The 25,132-nt window shown below is 32.8% G+C and carries 16 protein-coding genes and 1 pseudogene; 12 read left to right on the plus strand and 5 right to left on the minus strand.

The features are described from left to right. The first annotated feature begins 124 nt into the window (after nucleotides 1-124). The 6 genes and pseudogenes from LW133_RS05065 to LW133_RS07435 all read left to right on the plus strand — a co-directional run. Nucleotides 125-3,517: a helicase-related protein gene (locus LW133_RS05065; RefSeq protein WP_233077289.1), complete on the plus strand. Its 3,393-nt coding sequence runs from the start codon at nucleotides 125-127 to the stop codon at nucleotides 3,515-3,517. Next, nucleotides 3,517-6,624, plus strand: coding sequence for an Eco57I restriction-modification methylase domain-containing protein (locus tag LW133_RS05070; protein ID WP_233077291.1), 3,108 nt, complete (start codon nucleotides 3,517-3,519; stop codon nucleotides 6,622-6,624). Before LW133_RS05065 ends, LW133_RS05070 begins: the two co-directional genes overlap by 1 nt. Beyond that, nucleotides 6,617-8,056, plus strand: a complete 1,440-nt coding sequence (locus tag LW133_RS05075) for a hypothetical protein (protein ID WP_233077293.1) — start codon at nucleotides 6,617-6,619, stop codon at nucleotides 8,054-8,056. Before LW133_RS05070 ends, LW133_RS05075 begins: the two co-directional genes overlap by 8 nt. 50 nt (nucleotides 8,057-8,106) lie before the next feature. Continuing rightward, the gene (locus LW133_RS05080; RefSeq protein ID WP_233077295.1) at nucleotides 8,107-9,144 is read left to right on the plus strand and encodes an AAA family ATPase; all 1,038 of its coding nucleotides are present in this window, start codon (nucleotides 8,107-8,109) and stop codon (nucleotides 9,142-9,144) included. Continuing rightward, on the plus strand, nucleotides 9,144-9,686 hold the full coding sequence (locus LW133_RS05085) for a DUF3226 domain-containing protein (protein ID WP_233077297.1): 543 nt from the start codon (nucleotides 9,144-9,146) through the stop codon (nucleotides 9,684-9,686). The genes LW133_RS05080 and LW133_RS05085 overlap by 1 nt, the downstream gene beginning before the upstream one ends. A 147-nt stretch (nucleotides 9,687-9,833) precedes the next feature. Beyond that, nucleotides 9,834-9,920: pseudogene (locus LW133_RS07435) on the plus strand (class I SAM-dependent DNA methyltransferase); the annotation flags it as partial. 129 nt (nucleotides 9,921-10,049) lie between these two features. Here the strand turns inward: LW133_RS07435 and LW133_RS05090 are convergent. Then, nucleotides 10,050-11,942 (minus strand): primosomal protein N', encoded by a 1,893-nt coding sequence (locus LW133_RS05090; RefSeq protein WP_233077298.1) that lies wholly within the window; start codon nucleotides 11,940-11,942, stop codon nucleotides 10,050-10,052. Between the two features lie 101 nt (nucleotides 11,943-12,043). Between LW133_RS05090 and LW133_RS05095 the strand changes: the two genes are divergently transcribed. The 6 genes from LW133_RS05095 to LW133_RS05120 all read left to right on the plus strand — a co-directional run bounded on the left by LW133_RS05095 (nucleotide 12,044) and on the right by LW133_RS05120 (nucleotide 20,681). Further along, nucleotides 12,044-13,387: an NTP/NDP exchange transporter gene (locus LW133_RS05095; protein WP_332908896.1), complete on the plus strand. Its 1,344-nt coding sequence runs from the start codon at nucleotides 12,044-12,046 to the stop codon at nucleotides 13,385-13,387. Between the two features lie 216 nt (nucleotides 13,388-13,603). After that, a complete protein-coding gene (glmS, locus tag LW133_RS05100; RefSeq protein WP_233037800.1) occupies nucleotides 13,604-15,397 on the plus strand; it encodes a glutamine--fructose-6-phosphate transaminase (isomerizing) in 1,794 nt (597 codons plus the stop codon). Between the two features lie 192 nt (nucleotides 15,398-15,589). Next, complete coding sequence (locus LW133_RS05105) at nucleotides 15,590-15,754, plus strand: hypothetical protein (protein ID WP_233077302.1); 165 nt, start codon at nucleotides 15,590-15,592, stop codon at nucleotides 15,752-15,754. Then, nucleotides 15,751-16,728 carry an asparaginase gene (locus LW133_RS05110; protein ID WP_233077304.1) on the plus strand — a complete coding sequence of 326 codons (978 nt, stop codon included), beginning with the start codon at nucleotides 15,751-15,753 and terminating at the stop codon, nucleotides 16,726-16,728. Before LW133_RS05105 ends, LW133_RS05110 begins: the two co-directional genes overlap by 4 nt. Nucleotides 16,729-16,781: 53 nt before the next feature. Further along, a complete protein-coding gene (gene ileS, locus LW133_RS05115; RefSeq protein ID WP_233077306.1) occupies nucleotides 16,782-19,532 on the plus strand; it encodes an isoleucine--tRNA ligase in 2,751 nt (916 codons plus the stop codon). 528 nt (nucleotides 19,533-20,060) lie between these two features. Further along, a complete protein-coding gene (locus LW133_RS05120) occupies nucleotides 20,061-20,681 on the plus strand; it encodes an outer membrane beta-barrel protein (RefSeq protein ID WP_233077308.1) in 621 nt (206 codons plus the stop codon). Nucleotides 20,682-20,719: 38 nt separating this feature from the next. Here LW133_RS05120 and LW133_RS05125 read toward each other — a convergent pair whose 3' ends face one another. The 4 genes from LW133_RS05125 to LW133_RS05140 are packed head-to-tail and all read right to left on the minus strand — an operon-like array spanning nucleotide 20,720 to nucleotide 25,094. Further along, nucleotides 20,720-21,844 (minus strand): hypothetical protein, encoded by a 1,125-nt coding sequence (locus tag LW133_RS05125; protein WP_233077310.1) that lies wholly within the window; start codon nucleotides 21,842-21,844, stop codon nucleotides 20,720-20,722. Nucleotides 21,845-21,850: 6 nt separating this feature from the next. Further along, complete coding sequence (locus LW133_RS05130) at nucleotides 21,851-22,942, minus strand: hypothetical protein (RefSeq protein ID WP_233077319.1); 1,092 nt, start codon at nucleotides 22,940-22,942, stop codon at nucleotides 21,851-21,853. Nucleotides 22,943-22,950: 8 nt separating this feature from the next. Continuing rightward, the gene (locus LW133_RS05135; RefSeq protein ID WP_233077329.1) at nucleotides 22,951-24,381 is read right to left on the minus strand and encodes an MBOAT family O-acyltransferase; all 1,431 of its coding nucleotides are present in this window, start codon (nucleotides 24,379-24,381) and stop codon (nucleotides 22,951-22,953) included. Then, on the minus strand, nucleotides 24,381-25,094 hold the full coding sequence (locus LW133_RS05140; RefSeq protein ID WP_233077331.1) for an SDR family oxidoreductase: 714 nt from the start codon (nucleotides 25,092-25,094) through the stop codon (nucleotides 24,381-24,383). Before LW133_RS05140 ends, LW133_RS05135 begins: the two co-directional genes overlap by 1 nt. Nucleotides 25,095-25,132: the final 38 nt, after the last annotated feature.

The following is a 25,132-nucleotide window of genomic DNA, read 5'->3' on the forward strand; positions in this document are numbered from 1 at the left end:
TTTCCTACTAGTAGCTTAAAGTTATCTAAAAATATTTTTTCTCTAATACCTTTATCTGTCTTGATTTATCAAGGGCTATTTGATAGAATTATCCCTCCTACTCAGTTTTATTCAAAGGTTAGTTATGTCAGATGTTCGTCCAGCCCCACGCAAGAATGAAAACTCCAAATTTATCAATAATACAGACATAAAGCTCAAAGACAAGCTAAGTCAAATTATCAATAATTCTGCACAAAGCATAAGTTATCTTGATTTTCTTATTGGATATTTTCAAATCAGTGGCTTCAAGCATCTCAATGACATTATCAAAAATAAGCTTGATCAGATTGAAGAGGTAAAAATCCTTGTAGGTATCAACCTAGATCCCATTATCGCTGATCTTGTAGATAAAAACATTGATTTTGCGACAGCAAAAAAAGAGAGGTTTATCAAACAATTTGCCAAAGAACAAGTGCATCTACTTAATAATGATGAAAATTACTCACAAGATACCGATCTCTCTATTTATCAACTCCTTGAAGCTATAAAAAATAAGAAGATAAAAATGCGTATTATTCGTGAAAAAAGAGTTCATGCAAAATTCTATATCATGAGTTGCAAGCCCCAACTTATCACAAAAGCTAATGGAGAATTAAGCTATGACTATCAGGGTTCTGTCATTATAGGAAGTTCCAACCTTAGCCATAATGGACTTGTAGAATATTATGAATTTAATGCGGAACTAAGAGATAGTCAGGATATAGAAACTGCTCTTTATGAGTTTAGTCAATTGTGGGAAAAGAGTATCGAAATTTCATTAGACGATATAAAAGCAATTGAACAAGAATCCTATCTTTCCACACTTACTCCAAAAGAGCTTTATTACAAAATGCTTATAGAACACTTTGGAATAGATAAAATTGGAAGAGATGAGAGTATAGAATCCCTCTTTCCCGATGGCTATAAAGCCTTAGAATATCAAATTCATGCTATTAAAGATGGCTTAAATAAACTAGAAAAATATAATGGTTTTTTTCTCTCTGATGTTGTAGGATTAGGAAAAACTCTTATTGCTACAATTATTGCCCAAAAACTTGAAGTAAGTGGGAAACTTGGAGGAAAAATCCTTGTAACTTGTCCTCCAGCTCTTAAAGCAAATTGGGAAGATCATTTTGACAAAGTAGGCATCAATCGCCATAGAACAATAATAACTCACGATATGCTTCATGAAATAGATCCACAAAATTATGGGATAGTGATAGTTGATGAATCGCATCGCTTCAAATCCAAAGCATCCCAACGCTATGAGCAGCTTTACCGAATATGTAAAGAAGAAACAAAATATACAAAAAAAGTAATTCTCCTATCTGCTACACCTCAAAACAACTCACCTCAAGACCTAGCAAATCAAATCTATCTTTTTACCGACCCAAGAAACTCACGCATAGGAAAACTCCGCAACTTAGAAGAGTTTTTTAGCAAAATTCAAAAAGAATATAAAAATATAAAAGATAAACTTAAAGAACTTGATGGAAAAAAAGATACAGCAACAAACAAGAAGCAAAAAGAAGATCTCAAAGAACAATTGCGTGAAATCTCCAATAAAATGAGAGATGAAGTGCTTAAATACATTATGATACGACGCACTCGAAACGATGTGAAAGTGCTTTATAAAGATGATTTAGACTCTCAAGGTATTGCCTTTCCCGAAACTCCTGCTCCAACACCACTTGAATACGAACTAAAAGACGATGTGAGGGACTTAACAGAGGAAACACTCAAGCTTCTCAAGATTGAACCTAACACAATTGGAAAATATGGTTATTACCGCTATTTGATTTATCCAAACCTCACTCCTGAAGGACAAAAAATCTATCAAGAAAAAATGGGGACAAAAAAGAATGGGGAATTTTATGAGCAAACCGCAGAGAGATTGACAGGGCTTATGAAGTCCCTAATGTTTAAACGTTTCGAATCAAGTATTTATTCATTTAAACAAACTCTTAAACGACAAATCACTTCGCTTCGCACACTTGTTAAGATGCTAGAAGATGGTAAAGTCTATATTCCTATGAAAAATCTTAGCAATCTTGATGCTTACTATGAAGCACTCGAAAGCGATAACGAAAATGGAATAGATGAGGAGTTTTATGAGCAATACAAAGATAAACTTATGGAGCTTGATTATAAAGACTTTAAGCCCAATTATCTTAACAACCTCAAAAAAGACTTGGATGCCTTAGGGAATTTGTTAGAAAAATGGGAAAAAATTAATGAAGATTCCAAGCTTAAGAAATTAGTAGAGCAAGTCAAAATCCAACTACAGAGAGAAATTCAAGGAGATACCCCTAAGGTCATTATTTTTACAGAAGCTCAAACAACAGCTCACTATCTCAAAGATAAGCTAGAAAAGCTTTTACCACAATATTTACCACAATATGGATTATTGCAGGTTGATTCTGATAATCGCAAAGATTATCAAGATAAAATCAAAGAAAACTTTGATGCAAACCTTTCTCAAGAACAATGGAAACACGATATTCAAATCCTTATCTCCACTGACACGCTCTCTGAGGGTGTCAATATGCACAGAGCTGATACCATCATCAACTACGATGCACCTTGGAATGCCACAATCCTAATGCAAAGAGCAGGAAGAATCAATCGTGTAGGAACACAGCATAATAATATCCTTATCTATAACTTCCAACCAAGTAATATCGGGGAAGAAACGCTTAAATTTGGAAAGCAAGTCTATCAAAAACTCCAAAGCTTCCATTTCACACTTGGAGAAGATAATGCAGTCTATACTCCTGAAGAAGAAGCAGGAACTCAAGGTCTCCACCAATCAAGCAAAAACAAAAGAGAAGAGATTGATCCTGAAGTGGAGTTTTTAGCAGATATTCTTGAGCTTTATAGGAATGATCCAAAAGAATTTAATCGTATCAAATCTCTACCAAATAAGGTTAGAGGTTCAATGATCGGAGAAAATGAGAGCTTTTTTTATTTCAAACAAAGTGTGCAAGAAATTCATCCAAACCACACGCTAGAATTTTTAGGAGAGTATTTTTACCAAGTCTCTACACAAGGAGACAATCGACAAGCAAAAAGGGTTGATTTCTGTCAAATGGCTCAACATCTTAAAACTCATCTTGAAAGCACCCAGATACCACTCTCAAAAGACTTACATTATGCTGATGCAGACTTAGTGTGGGAAACCCACAAAGAAGAAGTCAAAAATCCACAAAGGAATACAAATCACTTAGACAAAAAAGAGGTAAATGAGGCAAAGTTTTATATTCAACACAATGTATTGCTCACTTTAGAAGAAAAAAATTGTTTAATCCAAGCTCTTGAGAGAGGTGTGTATATTGATAGCTCAATAAGGAAGCAAATAATTGCAGGAAAGATTGATTTAAACGAACTTGCAAATGAACTCAAAGAAAAAATGAGGATTGAGAATAGTAAGTCCAAAGTTACAATCCGATATGCCAAACCTTCACTACAACTTAGCTACACAACAAAAAAGGATAGATAATGGATATTGCAAAAGAGATTTCAAACTTTGTAACACAAGAATTTGACACACAAAGATATAAGGACTTTGTTTCTTATGTTTTTTCAAATAAAGAAGGATTTGAGTTTTTGACAGAGGATTTTAAAAAGCCTGAAGAAAACTTTACCTATATCAAAAAAGAATATTGTCTCTCTGAACCACTAGATTTGGGAAATTCTCAAACTCTCCAATTTTATGTTTTTGAAGTGGATTCAGTCAATGCCAAAGTCGGACTTCACAAAGAACTGAAAGAGAGGTTGAGAAGTATTGGAGGAAGTGCGATTTTGGCTTGTTTTTATCAAAAGGGGAATCCCACTTTTAGGCTTTCTCTTATCACTCGCTCACTCAATGAGAAAAGAAACATTGATTACAGCAATCCCAAACGCCAAAGCTTTGTTCTTGGCAACAACAATAAAACAGCCTTACTTAATTTTACAAAACTTGTTGAAAACATTGAAAAATCTCTAAACCCCCTAGAAGCCATTACTCAAGCATTTTCAGCAGAAAATGTAACCAAAGAGTTTTATAACGAAATTGTCGAGTCTTTTGAAAAGTTTGCAAACGAGATTAAATTCCCAACCAAGCAAGAAGATGCTCACACTCGCCAATTTATCTTAAGAATGTTTTCTAGGATTTTGTTCTGTAAATTTTTGGAAAAAAAGGAAGTGATCCCCTCAAAACTTTGGGATACAAACCTATCAGAGAACTACTATCACGATGTTTTGGAACCTCTATTTTTCGGTACCCTCAATACAGAAAAAGACAAGAGAAATTACAGTCTCATCTCTGAGGAGATTCAAGAACTCTTGAGGAATATTCCCTATCTCAATGGAGGACTTTTTGCTCCACAAGAAGGAGATTTTTTTGACTCCAAAAACCCCACAGCTCACATCAACACACTCAAGATCCCCAATCAACTTTTTAAAGATTTTTTTGCGATGCTTGATACATTTCACTTCACCATCGATGAATCCACTCCACTAGATCAAGAAGTGGGATTGGATCCTGAAATGCTTGGAATGATCTTTGAGAGTCTTCTCTCTGTGCTTTTTACAGATAACAAAGTTGATAAGCTCAATTCTCTTAGAAAGAAAACAGGGAGCTACTATACTCCTAGAGAAATCGTCAGCTATATGGTAAAAAGTTCAATTTTAGAGTATTTGACAGACAAAACAAACCTAGATAAAACACAACTCAAAACCCTTGTTTTTGACCACTCCTCTAGTTTTGAAGGCAAAGAAGCACTTGACATTATGAAGGCACTTCTAGAATTCAAAGTTTTAGACCCTGCTTGTGGAAGTGGGGCTTTCCCCATGGGAATGCTTCAAGAGATTTGCTCTATTTTAGAAGCTCTTGATCCTCAAGCCAAAGCTTTTTTCAATATTCAATCCTCAGGCTTCAAAGAAGAAAATGAAGGCAAAGACCCGACATATATTCGCAAACTCTCAATCTTGCAAAACAATATCTATGGGATAGATATCCAGCCTATGGCGATTGAGATTTCAAGGTTGCGTTGCTTTCTCTCTCTAATTTGTGAAGAAGATAAAGATTATATTGCTCCACTGCCAAACCTTGAGTTTAAATTTGTCAGTGCAAACTCCCTGATCCCTATGCCAAAAAATGACAACATTCTCATCCACGATGCTTATTCCACTATCAGAAAAGTAATGAAGAAATACTTCAATAGTTCAGACAAAGAAAAATTACAAAAGCAGTATAGAGAAGCTCAAAAAATTATCGCTAAAAATTATGAATTTTCTCCACTTGCTGAGTATGACCCCTTCAATCCTCAAAGTGTGGCAGGATTTTTTGATAGTGAGATTATGTTTGAAATCAAAGAGTTTGATGTGGTGATAGGTAATCCGCCTTATATCTCTGCACCCTCACAAGAGGAAGATCCTCAGCTCAGCACTCAAAGAAAGATCCTTGCCTCAAACAAAAGATTTAAAAGCCTTGCTTCAAAGTGGGATTTGTATATCCCTTTTATTGAGCTTGGTATCTCATATCTTTGCAAGGAAAATGCAATTTGTTCGATGATTATTCCCTATCCGCTCACAAATCAAATTTATGGTAAAAAGCTAAGAGAAATGCTAACTTCAAACTTTAATCTCTATGAACTTACAGATTTGAGAGGAACAAAAGTATTTGAAAGTGCAACAGTAACAAATTGTATTGTTTTTGCTAAAAAACAGCCACCTCTCAATACTCTTGCCATTTCACAAATTGATGAAAATCTCAAAATTACCAAACAATTTGAAAAATCATATTCTGAACTCATTCAAGATGAAAAAACCCAAGTGTGGAACACCACTCAAGAAAAAAGAGATTCAAGTCGTCATTCTGATTTAAATATTTTAGGAGATTTTTGTTATATCTCCAAGGGTATGGTTTTGCATTCAGAAAATGGTGATTTTAGCAACATTGATTTGATTAATCCCACAAGAACAAAAATACACTCTCGTGTGTATTTAGAAGCAAAAGATATAGATAGGTTCATAATAAAACAAAAAAGATATATCGAATACGATACGGAAAGAGTGCCAAGCCAAGTGAGCAGACCAACTTTTAGAGAGCTGTATTTATGTCAAAAAATTATGATCAATTGTCTTGGCGAGCTTAAAGCAATGATAGATCTCAGCAATCAAATTGTATGCCAACAAGGGATAAGACTCGTTGTTTTGTGGAAAGATTTAAGAGGTGTGGAAAATCGAAGCATCAAAGATAGCATCAAGCGTTACTCACGATTTGATAGAGAATCAATGGAACAACTTTCATGCGATATGAATCTCAAATATATTTTGGGAATTTTAAATTCCAAATACGCTCAAAAACTTCTAGCAAATCTTAGAGGAGATGACTACCATATTGTTCCAGAGCATATTAGAAACCTTCCAATCCCACAAATCACAGAATCCAACCAATCTATAGCAGATAAAATCATTGCTTTAGTCGAGGAGATTCTAGAAGCAAAAGAGCAAAACCCAAAAGCCAACACCCAAGAGTTAGAAAAAGAAATCAATTCCCTAGTCTATTTCCTCTACACCCTCACTCCTGAAGAAATCGCAATCATCGAGGGAAAGAATGGATGACCCTCAATTGATAAAGAGCATCAGAGAAGGTGTCGCACAAGCACTTGACTTAAATGCTCAAGATATCAATCTTTGTCCAGATGAAAAGATTGCTAGAGTTGAGGGCAAAACGATTGGAAAATTTGATTTTCCAAAAAATTCAGAGTATTTTATTTGTTTTGAAAAATGTATTTTTAAAGTTGATATTTCAATACGGACAGCAACTAGTCTAATCCTGCATTTTAGAGAAACTCATTTTCAGGCTATCAATATCTCTTATGCAAGAATCAAAGAACTTCAAATATTATCATCTTATATCCACGGCTCTGTTCTTATCGCAGAACACAATCATTTCGATAATATTGTTTTGCAAAGATGTATATTTTGCAATCGGTTTGAAATTAGCTCTACAAGGGTGATTGATTCCCTCTTTGCAACTAACAATCATTTCAAAAAAACCCCATTTGTTTTAAGCGATTCGTATTTTGAAGGTGCGTGCATTTTACGCGAAAACACTTTCTATGGATTGGAGGTGCGGCTCTGCACTTTTCAATCAAATCTTGATCTTTCACTCTCCGAGCTTTCTACCCCATTGATTTTTATAGGAAATAAAATCGCGGATGAGCGACTAGCAGTTTTTCATTTTACTAGAGCATTTTTTGATTTTGATATTTTGCAAAATTGGATTCAGCAAGCAGACAAAAAGACAGAAGTCCTTCCAAATCCTATGTCTTCTAGTTGGCTTATCAAATCTTCTACACCAATTTTATATACAGACAATCCAATCAACCAGTATTTCTTAGAATCAAACTCCTATCCAAAAACACTCCTACAAACCTATCAAGAAACAACAATAAGCATAAAAAAGATCTCAAACAATAATGGAAGCATCATCGAATCTTCATCTTGGAATACCCAATCTCTCTATTGTAAAGAAATCGAGCTAGATTCCAAGCTTAGAGAATCTTGGAATTGGAGAGATTGGATAGATAAGTGGCAGTTATGCCTCTATCGCCATACTTCAGACCATCACACCGATTTGCTCAAAATCATCTCTTGGATAGTTGTTGTGATTGGGGGCTTTGGACTTGCTCTTTTTGCTTGTAAATATGGGACAAATCTTCAAGCCTTTATTGATAATCATTCCAAGGGCACTCTTGTAGGGTTTTTTAATGTGCCTTTTTTCACACAAAGCAAAATAATAGGCTTAGTCTATCTCTTTGGATTTTGCAGTCTCTTTTGGAGATGGAGCAGATTACTCTTTTTTTCTAGTATTGCTTTTTGGATTGCCTATTGCAAGCCTTCTCTTATCTTTGGAGTGATGAATCTTATCGATAGATCTCCTCGCTCGGGTGTTGAAAATCTCCTTTTGGTTTTCTACACTCTTGTGATGATACTCTTGCTCTTCTCTCTTCAAAAAACCGCTCGTAAAAACTCTATCATTCCAAGTTAGAAGGGAATAATATTTGCATTGAGAAACAAAATTTATCTTGAGGAATTTAAATGATTAAAAAAATTGAGATTAATAATTTTAGAGGGATAGAAAGCTTGGCAATCCAAGATTTTGGAGAATTTAACATTTTTGTTGGAGAAAATAGTTGTGGCAAAACAAGTATTTTGGAAGCGATATCAATCTGTTGTGGATCTGAAGAGGTTGGATCTTTGATCAAGATTCAAAACTTTCGTCATACCGTTGTACTCCCATCCAATCTTACTTCACTTTTTTATAATTTTAATTTTCTCTCACCTATCGAGATTGCTGCTGTGGTTGATTCTCAAGAAGTACAAACTCAAATCTACCCAATGACAAATGACAAAATATTCTACCCTCAAGATGAAATCAAACATACCCCTCCAAGTATGCTAGAACAAAAAACCAATGGTTTGAGTCTTGTTAGAAAATATAATCAAGAAGAATATACAACCAGCTTTAGTGTTCAGCCTAACGGTGATGTCCAGTACGCAGAACGATCAGGATCTACACCCCCTCTTCTTGCTGTATTTTTATCAAGCGATATTGAGCAATGGGGATTGAAATATTTTATTGACATTGTGAGGAAAGAAAAAAAGAGAGAAGAGCTAGTAGAGTATCTCAAGCTCTTTGATGATAGAGTGAGAGATATTGAAGCACAAGAGAATAGCATTCTTGTCAATCTTGAGGGGGTTTCTAAGCTAATTAATATCAATTTTTTGGGGGAGGGATTTAAAAAATATACAACGATTTTGGCTCTTATGCTTGTGGCTTTGCAATGGCATACACGCTTTTGTGTGTGCATCGATGAAATTGAAAATGGCTTACATTTTTCAAGTATTCAAAAGCTTCTTACAAGTATTCTTAAACTTTCAAAGCAAATAGATTTTCAATTCTTTTTTACAACCCACAGTATTGAGTTTTTGGATATTTCACGCAAGATTTTAGGAGAGAAAAGCAGGGTTTATAAAGTCGTTTCCACACAAAAGGGAGTAAAAACCTATCCTTATTCCCAAGATGGTGAAGCTTACTTTACTCTTGATCGAATTGATCCAAGAGGAAAGAGATAATGTATGTCAAAATCTTTGTAGAGGGTAAACAAGATAGAGAGTTTTTGGAAGTGTATTTGAAATATTTGGGGTATTCAAATGCAGAAATACTAGTGTGTAATGGTAATGTTATTAATATCAATATACGGTCAAGTATTCAAGAAGCAAGAGATAGGGGGCAGAAGATTTTGGTGATTTTTGATAGTGATGATAGCTGTGAAAATACTATGGAGCGACTTATCAGAGAGAGTGAAGAGTTGTTAAGCAAGAGCGAGATTTTCCTATTCCCAAACAACTCTCAAAAAGGTGAGTTAGAAACACTTCTGTTTGCCATAGCCAAAGAGCCTCAAGTATGTCAATGTTTTGAAGGATACAAAACTTGTATCTCCCTCTACAATCCCGACTACGCAAAAAATATTCACAAGAAATCAGCTCGATATGCTTATTTTGAGGCTTTGGGGCTACTTGATGAAAAAAAGAGAAAGGAGGCGTATTCAAAAGTTTTTGATTTTGATTCTCTATATCTTGAGACTTTGAAGGGTTTTTTACAGAAACATTGCTAATCTAAGTTTTGCAAATTGATAATCTTTGTGGTGTATTGTATCTTGATGTTTTCGCTTCTATTCTCTCTCCAAAAAACTGCGCGCAAAAACTCCATCATCCCAAGCTAAGATAAATAATGATAAGAGAGGAGCAATGACTTTTTTTGAGAGCTAGAAAAAGAAATTGATTCCCTAGTCTATACCCTCTACACCCTCACTCCTGATGAGATTAAAATCATTGAAAATAAGGAGTAAGGATAAATTTGAAGTATTATCACCCCAAAAATAAAAAGAGGTAATTTTTAAAATCCCCTCTTTTTGATTCTAACTTTACGATAACTTTAAAATCTTCAAAAAAATACTCTCCTATAAAAATTTATTTTATTAATAAAAATCTATAGGATCAACATCGATTTCAAAAAGTGGGTATTGCTTTTGTAATTGCTGGATAATTTTTAATGTAGGGATAATTTGATGCACTCTTAATAAAATATGATAACGAAAAACATTGGCAATTTTTTCAATCAAATTTTTCTGTGCACCTATAATAGAAAAACTTTGAGAATTACAACCCTCTAAAATTTGCAAAATAAACTCCATATCTTCTTTGGCTTTGCTTTCATTTTTGTGATTAAACAACAATAAAATCAACTTTTTATAAGGAGGATAAAGTTCTTTTCTGTTTTGTTTTTCATAAAACAAAAAATCTTCATAATCTGTAAGATATTTTTGCAAAAAAGTAGGATTAAGACTCTGGATAAACACTTTTCCATCAGATACCCTTCCACTTCTCCCTGCAACTTGATAAAGCAATTGAAAAGCTTTTTCCATGCTTCTAAAATCAACTCCTTTTAATGTGTAATCAATGCCCAAAATCACAGATAGTGACACATTAGGATAATCATGCCCCTTTGCAATCATTTGTGTCCCGATAAGAATATCAATTTCATAATTCTTTAAAGACTGGAGAATGGTATTCATTTTATTGCTAGTTTGTGCATGATCTTTGTCTAAAATCTCTATTTTTGCATCGGGTAAAATATTTTGTAATTCTATTTTTAACTGCGCAGTCCCAATGCGGTTAGAAACAAAATCCTTGCTTTTGCAATACGGGCATTCTTTAGGGATAGGAATACTAAAATTACAATAATGGCATAGCATAAGATTTTTTTTGACATGCACACTCATTGCAATACTACAATGATCACAAGTGATAATTTGACCACAATCTTGACAAACAAGAGTTTTAAAGTTTGCGCGCGTAGGAACAAAAATAATACTTTGTTTTTTATCCATAAGATTTTGCTGAAGATAAGATAGTAATGCCGGGCTAACCATCTCAACAGAACGATCAAAAATAAATGTTTTTTGTGTTTGATGAAAATTACCTTTGATTCGAAAAATACTATGATTTTTTTTTGCCAAAAAATAACTAGATACACTTGGGGTAGCAGATGCTAAAACTACTCTAATATCAGCATTTTTAGAAAGAAACAAACAAAGATCTCTAGCATTATAAAGAGGCTTTTTTTGCGACTTATAGGCATCATCATGTTCTTCATCTACAATAATAAGCCCCAAAGATTCCAAAGGCAAAAAAAGCGCACTTCTTGCCCCTGCAATGATCTTTGCCTCATGATTTAGAATTTTTTCCAAATTACTTTTTTTCTTTTTTTTAGTTAATTTGCTATGCCAAAGAACAAAAATATCACCAAAAGCTTTTTTTAACCTTCTTTCTATTTGGGGAGTAAGAGAGATTTCTGGCATCAATAAAAGTGTGGTTTGATTCTTTTCTAATGCATTTTTAATAAGATGAAAAAAAATCTCTGTTTTTCCACTCCCTGTATCGCCAAAAAGTAGCGTAAAATTTTGCGTAAGACAAAATTGCAAAGCTTCTTGCTGTATAGAGTTTAAAGGATTAAGATTTAAAGATAAAGGTGTTTTTGTCATTTGCAAATTAGATTTTAAATTATCTTGCATAAAAGGTAGTATATTTTTTTTGGGAACAAAAAGACTAAAGGTATCGCTATAACTTGCACAATAATATTTAGCAATAAAACTTGCAAGATGTTTTTGCAATGATGTATAAGATAACTCTAGCGGCTCAAGCATTTTGCATGCAAAAGGTGGTTTTTGCACTTCTTTTATTATAACAGCCTCTTGCGCCTTATTTCTCAAAGTAATACTTACAATAGAAAAAATTTCACATTTTTCCTTAGATGCATAAGTGAGTAATGGGGTATTGTTTTTGAGTAAAGCAAGTAAATAATAATACATTACAGGATAGATTCTAGATTTTTTTGCGTGGCTTTAAGATTTTGTTTTTTAGACACAATAAAGACATACAAGGGCATCTGTTTTCCTTGGATTAGATTTTATTGATTATAACATTTTATCAAGATAAATTTAGTGTGAAAAAATTTGCTATCACACCAAAATCAGAGGAAAAAATGCAATTATTTTATAAAGTTTTCAAACTTAAACCTAAAGAATGGAAACTGCTACTTTATAGTGTAAGTTTTATTTTGCTACTTTTTGCAAGCTATTCTATTTTGCGCCCTATTCGAGATGCCCTAGGATTAGAAGGAGGCAAAGAAGAATTAAAATGGCTTTTTATGGGAACTTTTCTTGCAACATTATTAAGCTCTATAGTAGCGATGTTTGTAAGCTCAAGAGTACAAAGACGCTACTACATTAATAGTATTTTTTATTTTTTTGCATTAAATTTAGTAGGATTTTATATAGCATTTTATTTTATTAGTCCCTCTAGCTCATATTATCTTTGGCTTTCTCGTTGTTTTTTTATATGGGTCAGTGTCTTTAATATCTTTGTAATCTCAAGTGCTTGGAGTTTATTAACCGATCTTTTTAATAAAGATAGTAGCAAAAGATTATTTGGTATCGTAATGGCGGGATCTAGTTTAGGAAGTATATTAGGAAGCTTTGGAGTTGCGCAACTTATTGTAATTTTAGGACATGTACATTTTATCGCAATCTCTATTGTATTGATACTTTTGTCTGTTATACTAAAAAGCTTACTTGTTAAAGAAAGCTATTTACTTTTAGCCGAAGACAAAAAACAAGAATTTAAGCAAAGATTTTTTCAACCTGTGGGAGTGAAAAACCCTTTCTCAGGATTTAAGATTATTATACAATCCCCATATCTACTAACCTTTTTAGCTTTTATCTTGCTTTTGACAAGTGTATCGACATTTTTATACATGGAACAAGCAAGAATCGTAAAAATTGTTTTTACAACGCGTGATGAGCGTGTGCGCGTATTTGCAAATATTGATTTTTTTGTACAAAGTGCAAGCTTATTTTTACAGATTTTTGCTACTTCAAGAATCATGGAGAAATTTGGAGCAAAATTTTTGCTTTCTACTTTAGGATTTTTAGTAGGAATTGGCTTTATCATACTAGCCTTTAGTCATCCTAGTTTCTTGCCACTTGTAATTATTATGAGTATCCGCAGAATCGGAGAATATGTTCTCATCAAACCTGGTAGAGAAATGCTTTTTGTGCCGATGAATTCAGAACAAAAATACAAAGTTAAAAATTTTTTAGATTCTGTGGTATATCGTGGTGGAGATACCCTAGGAGCACAACTTGAGGGAGCACTAGCTAAAATTAGCATCACTTTAACCCTACTTGTAGGTGCTTTGCTTTCTTTTGCATGGGGAACTTTAGGATATTATTTGGGGAAAAAATACGAAGAGTAATTCTACAAAAAAACAAACCCAACTAGAGATTTAAAAAAATAATTTTTAATCCTTAAAAACTCTACCAAAACAGCAAAATCCCTCCATCTTCGCAACTAGATATTAAAAAATTCCCAAAAAATACCATTTTTAAAAATAATATTTAAAGAGTTAATTTCAAATTGAATGATTGAAAAAAATTATGCTAAAATTTTTTAAAAAATGGAGCGAGTGAGTATGTGTGGAATCGTGGGCTACATAGGTGAAAAAAATATCAAAAAAATACTTTTACATGGGCTAGAAGAACTAGAATATCGTGGTTATGACAGCGCAGGATTTGCAATTTTAAGCCACAATGAACTCTCTTCTTTTAAATCCGTAGGAAAAATCCAAAACCTCATCGAAAAAACTAAATATTTTGAAACACAAGGCTTTGGTGTTGGGATTGGCCACACAAGATGGGCGACACATGGCAAGCCCACAGAAATAAATGCACATCCTCACAGCGGAGAATTTAGTAGCGTAGTGCATAATGGAATCATAGAAAATTATGCAGAATTAAAAACAATGCTACAAAAAAAAGGTTATCACTTTTTAAGCCAAACAGATACAGAAGTAATCATTCATCTTTTTGAAGATAATCTTAAAGAACAAAAAGATCCGCTAAAAGCATTTGAAAAAACAATCAATTCTTGCAAAGGTGCATATGCAATACTGCTTGTCACAAAAATCATGCCAGACAAAGTTTTTTATGCCAAAAATGGCTCTCCACTTATCATCGGAAAAGGTGAAGAAGGAATTTATTTTGCAAGTTCTGATTCTCCTTTAGTAGGATTAGCAAAAGAGGTTTGCTATCTTGAAGATGGAAAAATAGGTGTTTTGGGTATTGAAGATTTTTATACCCTCCCCTCTATACAACCTCTAAACATTAATAAAAGCTTTGCACAAAAAGAGGGTTTTCGCTATTTCATGGAAAAAGAAATCTATGAGCAACATCGCGTTTTATTAGAAACACTTATGGGGCGCATACAAACAGATACTCAACAAATCACTCTAGAAAATATTGATGATAGCTTTTTAGAAGGGATCAAAAGTATTACGATTTGTGCATGTGGAACAAGCTACCATGCCGCAATGGTAGGAAAATATCTTTTAGAAAGAATGGCAAAAATCCGCGTAAATATTGCTATTGCAAGTGAATTTAGATATGCAGGATTTGTGATGGATAAAGAGGAACTTTTTATTAGTATTTCCCAGAGTGGAGAAACTGCTGATACTCTAGAAGCTCTAAAGCTTGCTAAAAAACATCAACAAAAAACCCTTGCAATTTGTAATGTAGAAAATAGCTCTATTGTGCGAGAAAGCGATCATACAATCCTTACACGCGCAGGCATAGAAAAAGGTGTTGCAAGCACAAAAGCCTTTGCTTCACAAGTATTAGTACTTTGGCTTTTTGCTCTCTTTTTTGCGCAACAAAGAAAAACACTAGAGAAAAAAGACATTGCACAAGAAATCTCTTTTATGTTTGCTGCCATCAAAGCCACACAAGTAAATAACAAAATGCATGAGAGAATCAAAAAACTCTCTAAAAGATATTTACATGGTCATGGATTCTTTTTTATTGGTAGGGATATTTTTTACCCTCTGGCTCTAGAAGGTGCACTAAAACTCAAAGAAATTAGCTATCTTCATGCCGAAGGATACCCTAGCGGAGAAATGAAACATGGACCTATCGCACTTGCAGATTCTAATCTTTTTACCATTGCCTTAATGCCAGAGCATTTACTTTTTGAAAAAATTAAAAGCAATGTTGAAGAACTTAGTGCTAGAGATGCTACAATATGTGCAATTAGCCCAAAAGAATGTGAAAGTGCTGATGACATGATTTATATCCCTAAAGCACAAAGCTATATGGAAGAGTTTTTTTCCATGATGGTAGTTTTACAAGTTTTAGCATTAGAAATTGCTATCAAACTTGGCAATGATGTGGATATGCCAAGAAATCTTGCAAAAAGTGTAACCGTGGAATAAACACAAAATAGCAGGAAAGCTATGCAAAAAAATTTAAATATTTTTATATCTTTTTTAATTATCATTCTTTGTAATGCATGCATTAGTAAAAAACTAAAAAACCAACTTGCAAGAAATATAATATTCAATAAGAATGTTATATGCTTAATGATAAATTTAATAGGAAAGATAACAGAGTTGCTATTTTTACTTATGCGAGAAAAAACAAAAATGCTAAACATTATCTGTGATGAAGTATTAAATACTCCTAGAAATAAAAAAATCCCAAATTACACAACTATTAATAACATGCAATCCATGCCAAAAATCACCACACTAAACCCTATAGCATTTTTAATAATCAAGGAAGTAATATGAAAAAAATAGCTCTTGCATCTATTGGCGGAACAATCTCTATGCAAGTTTCTAATAATGGAGGTATTACTCCACAAATTGGAGCAAAAGATTTTATTAGTGCGATTCCTGAAATAAAAAAAATTGCACAAATCTCCACTCACAATCTCTTTAGTATTGCAAGTGGACATATTACTTTTCAAAATCTCTTAGAAGCATACAATTGGGCAAAAAATGCAGCAAAAGATTCGCAAGGAATTATCATCACACAAGGAACTGACACGCTAGAAGAAAGTGCATTTTTTTTAAGCTTATTGTGGAATGAACCTATCCCCCTTATTCTCACGGGTGCTATGCGTAGTAGTGATGAACTAGGTTATGATGGACTAAATAATATTTATAACGCTATAACACTGATTGTAAATTACCCCTCTTCTTTAAATGCTGGTGTCATGGTTGTGATGAATAATACCATTCACCACCCCCTATGGATGCAAAAAAAACATAGTCTTGCCTTAGAAACTTTTGATTCCATGCATCAAGAATTAGGAATAATATTTGAAAATAAAGTAGAATTTTTTAGACCCCTTAGCCCTCTTCCCAAATTCCCCAATCTCCAAACACTACATAAAAAAGTCTTTTGCTATGAACACAGCCTTGATGATGAAAAAGAGATTTTAGAATGGGCGGGAGAAAAATATGATGGAATTGTCATTGCAGGATATGGCGCGGGACACACAAATCTACAAACACGCGACACTATTATAAAAATTGCAAAAACAAAGCCTGTGATTATGTGTGCTAGAACATATGCAGGACCTAGTGCAATTTCCACTTATGGCTATCTAGGTAGCGAAATAGACTTGCAAAAAGAAGGCGTGGTTATGAGTAAATGGCTACAACCCAAAAAGGCAAGAATCTTGCTTACCATTCTCTTATCCCAAAATCTAGGAATCAAAGATTTTATAAATTTTAGAGATTTCATCACGATAAAATAACACTTTCTATAAAATTTTGTTAGAATTAAAACATTTTAACCTAAGGATGTTTTATGGATTACAAAGATACTCTTTCCCTGCCGCAAACAAATTTTGCCATGCGGGGAAACCTCCCAAATTTAGAGCCCAAACGCTATCAAAAATGGAAAGAACAAGAAGTCTATGAGCAAATGCAAACTCTCCGCAAAGATGCAAAACAAAGCTTTTTTATCCATGATGGCCCACCTTATGCAAATGGTCACCTCCACATCGGTCATGCACTAAACAAAATCCTAAAAGACATTATTACAAAATATCACTATTTTCAAGGCAAAAAAATTCTCTATACACCAGGGTGGGATTGCCACGGATTGCCTATTGAACAACAAGTAGAAAAAGATCTCGGGAAAGAAAAAAAAGATTCTCTAAGTATCAATGCTATTCGTGAGCTCTGTAGAGAGCATGCCAAAAAATTTGTTGCAATTCAAAGCAATGAGTTTGAACAACTCGGTGTAGTTGGAGATTTTAAAAATCCTTATAAAACAATGGATTTTCAATTTGAAAGCAATATTTTTGCAACACTTTGTGAAGTTGCAAAAAAAGGACTTTTGCTTGAAAGAAACAAGCCTATTTATTGGAGTTGGGCATGCCAAACTGCTCTAGCTGATGCAGAAGTTGAATATAAAGACAAGCAATCAGATTCTGTATATGTAGCATTTAAGCTTAGTGATGCTGCACTAAAAAGTCTTAATCTTTTGCATGGCTCTCTTGTAATTTGGACAACAACACCTTGGACTCTTCCTGCAAATGTGGCTATTGCACTAAGTCCAAATCAAAACTATGTCCTTACAAAAAAAGGTTTTATTGTTGCAAAAGCATTGCATGAAAAACTTGCACAACAAGGCATTGTGGATACAGAAATAGAAAAAGAAATTCCTAGCAAAAATCTTGAAAATCTTCATGCTATAAACCCACTAAATCAAAGAAAATCTCATATTATTTTGGGTGATCATGTAAGTATGGAAGATGGTACAGGTGCGGTACATACAGCCCCTGGACACGGAGAAGAAGACTACTATATTGCATTAAAATATGATTTAGAAGTATTAATGCCTGTTGATGACAAAGGCTGTTATAGCGAAGAAATTATCCACAAAAAACTTTTGCCTGAGCATTTCTTAGGAAAACATATCTTCAAAGCACAACAAGAAATTTTAGAACTACTTGGAGATTCTTTGCTTAAACATGTGGTAATTACACACTCTTATCCACATTGTTGGCGATCGCATCAACCTGTAATTTATCGTGCTACTACACAATGGTTTATTGTAATGGATAAGCCATTTCATCAAGGAAAAACCTTACGAGAAGTAGCACTTGATGCGATTAATGAAACAACTTTTTATCCTGAAAGTGGTCGCAATCGTATCAAAACAATGGTAGAAAATCGCCCTGATTGGTGCATTTCTCGTCAAAGAGATTGGGGGGTACCTATTGCATTCTTCAAAGACAAAGTAACTGGTGCTACTTTGCTTGATGAGGAAGTATTAAAATTCCTAAAAGAGCGTTTTGCAAAAGAAGGTTGTGATATTTGGTGGAGTGAGACAATTAGCGATTTATTACCACAATCTCATAAGCATCTTGCACCAAATCTAGAAAAATGTATGCATATTCTTGATGTGTGGTTTGAGAGTGGTAGCACTTGGAATGCAGTATTAAAAACCCAAAACAATTCCCCTATATATGAAGCGGGAAGTTATCCCGCAGATATGTATCTAGAGGGAAGTGATCAGCATCGCGGATGGTTTCAAAGCTCACTTTTACTTAGCTGTATTTTGCAAGGAAAGGCACCTTTTAAAAGTATCCTAACTCATGGTTTTACTGTAGATGAAAAAGGTGAGAAAATGAGTAAAAGTAAAGGCAACGTCATTGCCCCTGAAAGCATACTCAAAAATCAAGGTGGTGAAATTTTGCGTCTATGGGTGGGAATGAATGACTATCAAAGTGATCTTAGAATCTCTAACAACATTATTTCCCAAGTAGGTGAACAATACAAAAAAATTCGTAACACTATGCGATTTTTACTTGCTAATATCAATGATTTAGAAAAATTAGCAGACCTAAATACGCTAAGCCCTATTGATCTTTGGATTTTAAAAGTTACACAAAGCACACTTAAGCAAGTGCATTCCTATTTTCAAAAATATAATTTTGTAAAAGGCTTACAAATCTTAATGCACTATATTACAAACGAGCTAAGTGGGATTTATATGGACTTATGCAAGGATAGTCTATATTGTGATTCTAAAAATTCCGTGCAGCTTTTGGCTTCAAAAACCACCATGGCAATTATTGCAAGAAATATTGCACATACCTTAGCACCATTTCTTACCTATACCATCGATGAAGTTATTGAATTTGCTCCAGAAGTACTAAAAAATGGTGCAAAAAATGTCTTTATGCTAGAACCTTATAACTTAGATATACTAAACACCTTGGAATTAAAAGAAGATTTTCATTTCTTGCTTGCAGTGCGAGAAAAATTTAGCGAAATTATTGATAATCTCAAAAAAGAAAAAACAATAAAATCTAGCCTTGAGATAGCAATTTATGCACCAAATACAGATTTCAAACTCCTAGATCAATGGCTCATTGTAAGTGAAATTATCACTACACCTCCAAAAGATAATATTGCTAGTTTTGAGATCGAGGGTAAAAACTTCCAATTGAGTCTTGCGACAAAACATAAATGCCCCCGATGTTGGAGATATTTAGCACAAACAAAAGACACTCTCTGTGCAAGATGTCAAGAAGTGATTTCTTAATTTATTAATACGATCTCTTTTATAGAGATTGTATTAAAATAATAATCTGAATCTATTTTTATATTACGAAAAAATAATTTGAAAATTTTGTACAATCGAAGTAAACACTAAAAGAAAAACACCTATTTGCCAAATAAAACATAATAAAACTTTTAAAAACAAAAAAACTTTTGGCAAATAGGTGAGGGGAATTACCCCTGCTATAACTACTAGGAAATAATCATAACAGGAATAAGTATATTTTGCAAAAATAAATCATTATCAAATACCATAATTTATTTTTCATACTAAAATTTGTGTTTAACAAAAAAACATTCTATTAAAACATTACTTTATAAATTACTACCCTCCCCCGTAGTTTTTAAGAGAATAATATTGATATAAAAAATATTCTAATTTTTAGAAGCCCTACATGCAAGCTGATTGCATAAATTATAATTATTTTTTATTAATAAAATGATTTCATTAAAATATAATTTTTATGAAAATTTAGTATAATCTCGATATTTTTTAAAACCAGGAGAGAAAATGAAAAAAATAATGGCACTTCCATTTTTTGGAGCTTTATGTCTTGCGCAAGGAAACTTTTTTGTAGGTGGTGGTATCGGTGCACCAGCAATCTTTGGAACTAACGCAGGCGTAACAACTCGCGATCAATTTATTCATTTTAATATAAAAGGTGGTTATGAATTTCAAGTCAATGAAAAACATGGTTTTAGAACATATCTTGACCTTGGATATGGCATTGCACCTGTAGGACAAACAGCAAGAGCATCGCTTACATCAACTACTACCAAGGTTAGTTTAACTTCACATCTTGTAGATTTTGATCTTAATTTAGATTATCTCTATCGATTTGTTAATACAGAAAAATATTCCGTAGGTTTGTATGCAGGTATTTTTATGGGAATGCTTTATACAAATACAGGTGGCAGCAAAGTAACTACAACAGTAGGCACAACCACAACAACCACAACAACCACAGGAATTGATACAATCTCATATAACACTGGTTTTAATCTTGGTTTTGAAGGAGTAATTGCCAAAAAGCATTCTATTTTAATGGGTATTAAATTTCTTGGCGATAAAAGCTTTTTTAATGGGCTTTTATATCTAGCACCTCAAATCAATTATCTCTACAGATTCTAAAAGCCTAATCCCTCAAAGGAGGGATTGCAATATTAAATCTACTTTTTACTTTCCATGCGCTTTTGTTTTGCGTGTTTTAAATCTAAAATCAATGGCATAAGATCATATTTTTCTACCTCATCTTGTATAGATTGAATATAAGCTTCTATATTTTGTGGTGTAATTCTACCTTTTTTCTCTGCAATCCAATCAATTTGTTTTACATTCATATCCATGTTTGTATGGATTTTGTCTTGATAATTTCTTAGATTCTTCATATCATTTTTATCATCAAGAGTATAAAACTCAACATTAGGATACTCTATCCCCATCCCTACTACAGCACGCACTAATTCTAAATATTTCAAAAGCAAGTCTAGCTTCTCACTCCTATAATAATAAGTTGAAAAAGTCGGTAGCAAAATATAAAATTTTGTATCTGGAAACTGTGCTGCAATATCAAAAATATATTCTTTTGCAATACCAATAGATACACTAATATCTTCCTTGCTTTTTTGCATCAAGTCACGCGGCTTTGTCCTTAGATACTCTAACCTTTTTATTTCATTATCAAGCTCTTCAATACTATGAAACCAACTTGTATTATCCTCAAAATTAATAATAAATCTTGGATCGCTAAACCAAAAATTAAAAGTCTCTATATCTCTCCCCTCTCCAATACATTTTGGCTTTTTTGACAAAAGCAAAAGACAATCAATATATTTTTTATTAATATATGCGCGGATATCATTCAAAGGATTTTTATCATACAAGAATCCAAAACCCCTAAAGGTTTTATCACCCAATTCAAGATTGCTAAGATTAAATCCATAAATAATGCTTTTGACTTTTTTCTTTTGGTGAAGATATTTAATTAGAACATATTTTTCATAAACACTAGAACTTGTCATAGAAATATTTGCCCATTTACCACCCAAGCGATAGCCTACATAACCTGCAGGAATATTTATTGTTAAAGAATCTCCAACAATATAAGAATCAAAATCATAATGATCGATAATTCCCTTATTTTGCAAACGCATTTCTCTAGAAAAAGTTGGCTCCCTAAAAAAAGGTTTGTGAAAAATTTGCATAGGATCATAGAGATAAAACGCAACAAAAAATAATCCAATTAAAATTGCTGCAAAAACAAATACTAAAATACTAAATTTTTTATAACTCATCACAACCTACAATCTTTTTTCTAAAATATCAATTAAGGGTTTCACATCATATTTTTGCACCTTATCTTGTAAATTTTTCAAATAAATATCAATATTTTCATTATTCACAATATGGCTACCCTCTGCTATTGCATCAATTTGTTTTACATTCATATCCATACTATGATGCACATGATCTTTATAATTTTTTATATCATCTGTATAGTTATCATTTCCAAAACCATAAATTTTTACATTTGGATATTTAGTAGATTCTTGTACAAACCACCTAAGCGATTTAAAATACCTCGCGATATATTCTTCATTGCTTACTTTATAAAAATAAGTGGGATACACAGGAATAAGAAAATAAAAATGAACTTTTGGATTTTGTGCTACCAATGAAAAAACATACTTTTGTATATATTCTTTTACATCATCAATATTTTTTGTGCTTACAAAGTGATAGATTTTTTTCTGTGCTACTTTTAAACGATCAATCTCTTTTTTTATTCCTTCTCCTTGAAACCATCCTCCATAATTCCCAAGATTATATAAAGTATGCGGATCATCCATCCAATGTGTTAGATTCTCCAAATCTGCTTGCCCCACACATTTTGGCTTTTTTGAAAAAGACAATAAACAATTGATATATTTTCTATTAATATATGCACGGATATCATTCAAGGGGTTCTTATCATATAAGAATCCAAAATGTATCTGCTCCACACTTTTATCCACCATGCTTACATTTAAGCCATAAATTATATTTTTTACATCATGTCTTTTTCTAAAAAGATAATCTAAAATTACAAATTTTTCATAAAAACTAGCACCTACAGGCGTGATATTCACCCATTTATCTCCGAGGCGATATTGCACATAACCTGCAGGAGTGTTTTGCGTCAAAGAATCTCCAATGATATAAGAATCAAAATCATAATGATCAATAATCCCCTTATCTTGCAGGCGTGTTTCTCTAGAAAAAGTTGGCTCCCTAAAAAAAGGTTTGTGAAAAATTTGTATCGGATCATAGAGATAAAATGCAATAAGAAATAACCCTAATAACAAAAAAGTACAACCAAGCACCAAAATACTAAATTTTTTATAATCTTGCATCAAAAAACCTAAAAATTAAAATAGATAAATTCTTGATATTCCACGCCAATAGCACCACAAATCCCCATGGCCAACAAAATTGCTGTCCAAAATATCTGTTTGTATCCTATTTTAAGTTGTCTCATTTTTTCAATACTATTTTTTGTGCACAAACAAAGAACAAAGCCCAAAACAAGCATACCTAATGTAAAATCTGTCGCCTTAATATTAAATAGCAAAATAGCAATATGTGCACTATCTGGAAGAGGTAACCAAGTAATTCCAAAAAGTGATTTTAATAAACTAATTGCACCTGCAAAACTTTGTGCTCTAAAAAATACCCATGCCATTAACACAACAAAAAACATCAAAAACCATCCCAGAGGTTTAGGCATTTTGATTTTGATCTTTTTTTGCCAAAAGTGATTGATTACTAAAGCTCCACCATGAATACAACCAAAAATAAAAAAATTCCATCCTGATCCATGCCACACCCCAGCAATAATAAATGCAATAAATGTCGCCAATAAAATTTTATTAAAAGTAGGGCGATCAAAACAACGAATAATTGGGGTATAAATATAAGTAGTAATAAAATTTGTTAAAGAAATATGCCAACGCTTCCAAAAATCAATAATATTTGTAGCCTTAAAAGGAGAATTAAAATTTACAGGTAACATAATATTAAACAACAACCCAAGACCTATGGCCATATCACAATATCCACTAAAATCAAAATAAAGCTGAAATGCATAAGAAAGTAATGTAACCCAGGATTCAAAAAAGTTTAACATTCCACCACTATCTACAATACTAAATCCGGCATTTGCCCATTTTGCAAAAGTATCTGCAATCACAGTTTTTTTAAACAAACCGACAGAAAAAATAAAAATTCCTTTTGCAATATTTTCATAATTAATTTTTTTATTTGTATTGTCAGCAAATTGAGGCATCATTTGCTTATGGTGCAAAATAGGCCCCGCAATAAGATGTGGGAAAAAAGTGACAAATAAAGCATAGTTTGTTAGATTTCTTTCTTCTACAAGCCCTTCATAGCAATCCACCAAATATGCAATTTGTGTAATCGTAAAAAAAGAGATTCCAAGAGGTAGGGCAATATGCAATAATGGAATATTGCTTCCTAAAACAAAGTTGACATTTTCAATAAAAAAATCAATATATTTAAAATAACAAAGTAGTCCAATATTAAAACACAATGCAACAAAAAGTAAAAGCTTAGTTTTGTATTTACATAAAAATTTTGAAATCGTATAGTTAAATGCGATAGACCCTAAAAGCAAAGGCACATAATACACATTAAAATATCCATAAAAAAATATACTAGAAAATGCCAAAAAAGCAACAGATTCTCTAGATTTATTTCTGGAATTTAGCCAAAAATACCCAAAAAACACAATGGGTAAATAAATAAACATAAACTCTATAGAACTAAAAAGCATTAAAAATTTTCTCCTCCTGTAATAGGCAGATTTACTCCGTTTAAATAATCACTCTTTTCTGAAAGCAGCATCTCTATCCATGGCACAATATCTTGTGGTATAGCATTGCGTTTTAGCGGATGATTATAGGCATTTAATTCAACAATTTTTGGATCAATATGCTCTAAAAAACTTGTTTCTATCATTGATGGAGAAATTGCATTAATTTGGATATTAGCATTTCTATACTCGCTAACAAGAGATTTCATCAAACCCAAAAGAGCATATTTTGCACTTACATAAGCACTCATTGCAAGAGGTGGCATATTTAAAACACAACTTGAAAGCATGAAGACAACTTTTTTACTCTTTTCTTTATCTTTGCTAAGTTTTGGCAAAATTGCCTGTAAAATCAAGAAATATGCACGCAATCCTATATGAAGATGCAAAGAAAAATCATTCCAGTTTAAATCTTTAAATCGAATATTTTTAACACGCTCTGCAGCAAGAAAAACCATCTTATTAGGCAATCCTATATCCAAAACCTGCCCGATAAATTTTTCTACCTCTACAATATCAGAAAGATCGCAGCATAAGGGCAAAATACCATTTTCCTTTTCTATAGGCTTACGGTAAAAATGTGCAATAATCTCTGTATTTTCATTTTTAATTTTTTCTATAAGCTCACGCCCAAGATCCGAACTTGCTCCAATAATTAAGATTCTATCTTTCATCACTCACCCCTACTTTAATACACCTAAGCTAATTTTTG

Source organism: Helicobacter anatolicus, from assembly GCF_021300615.1.
GTDB lineage: Bacteria > Campylobacterota > Campylobacteria > Campylobacterales > Helicobacteraceae > Helicobacter_H > Helicobacter_H anatolicus.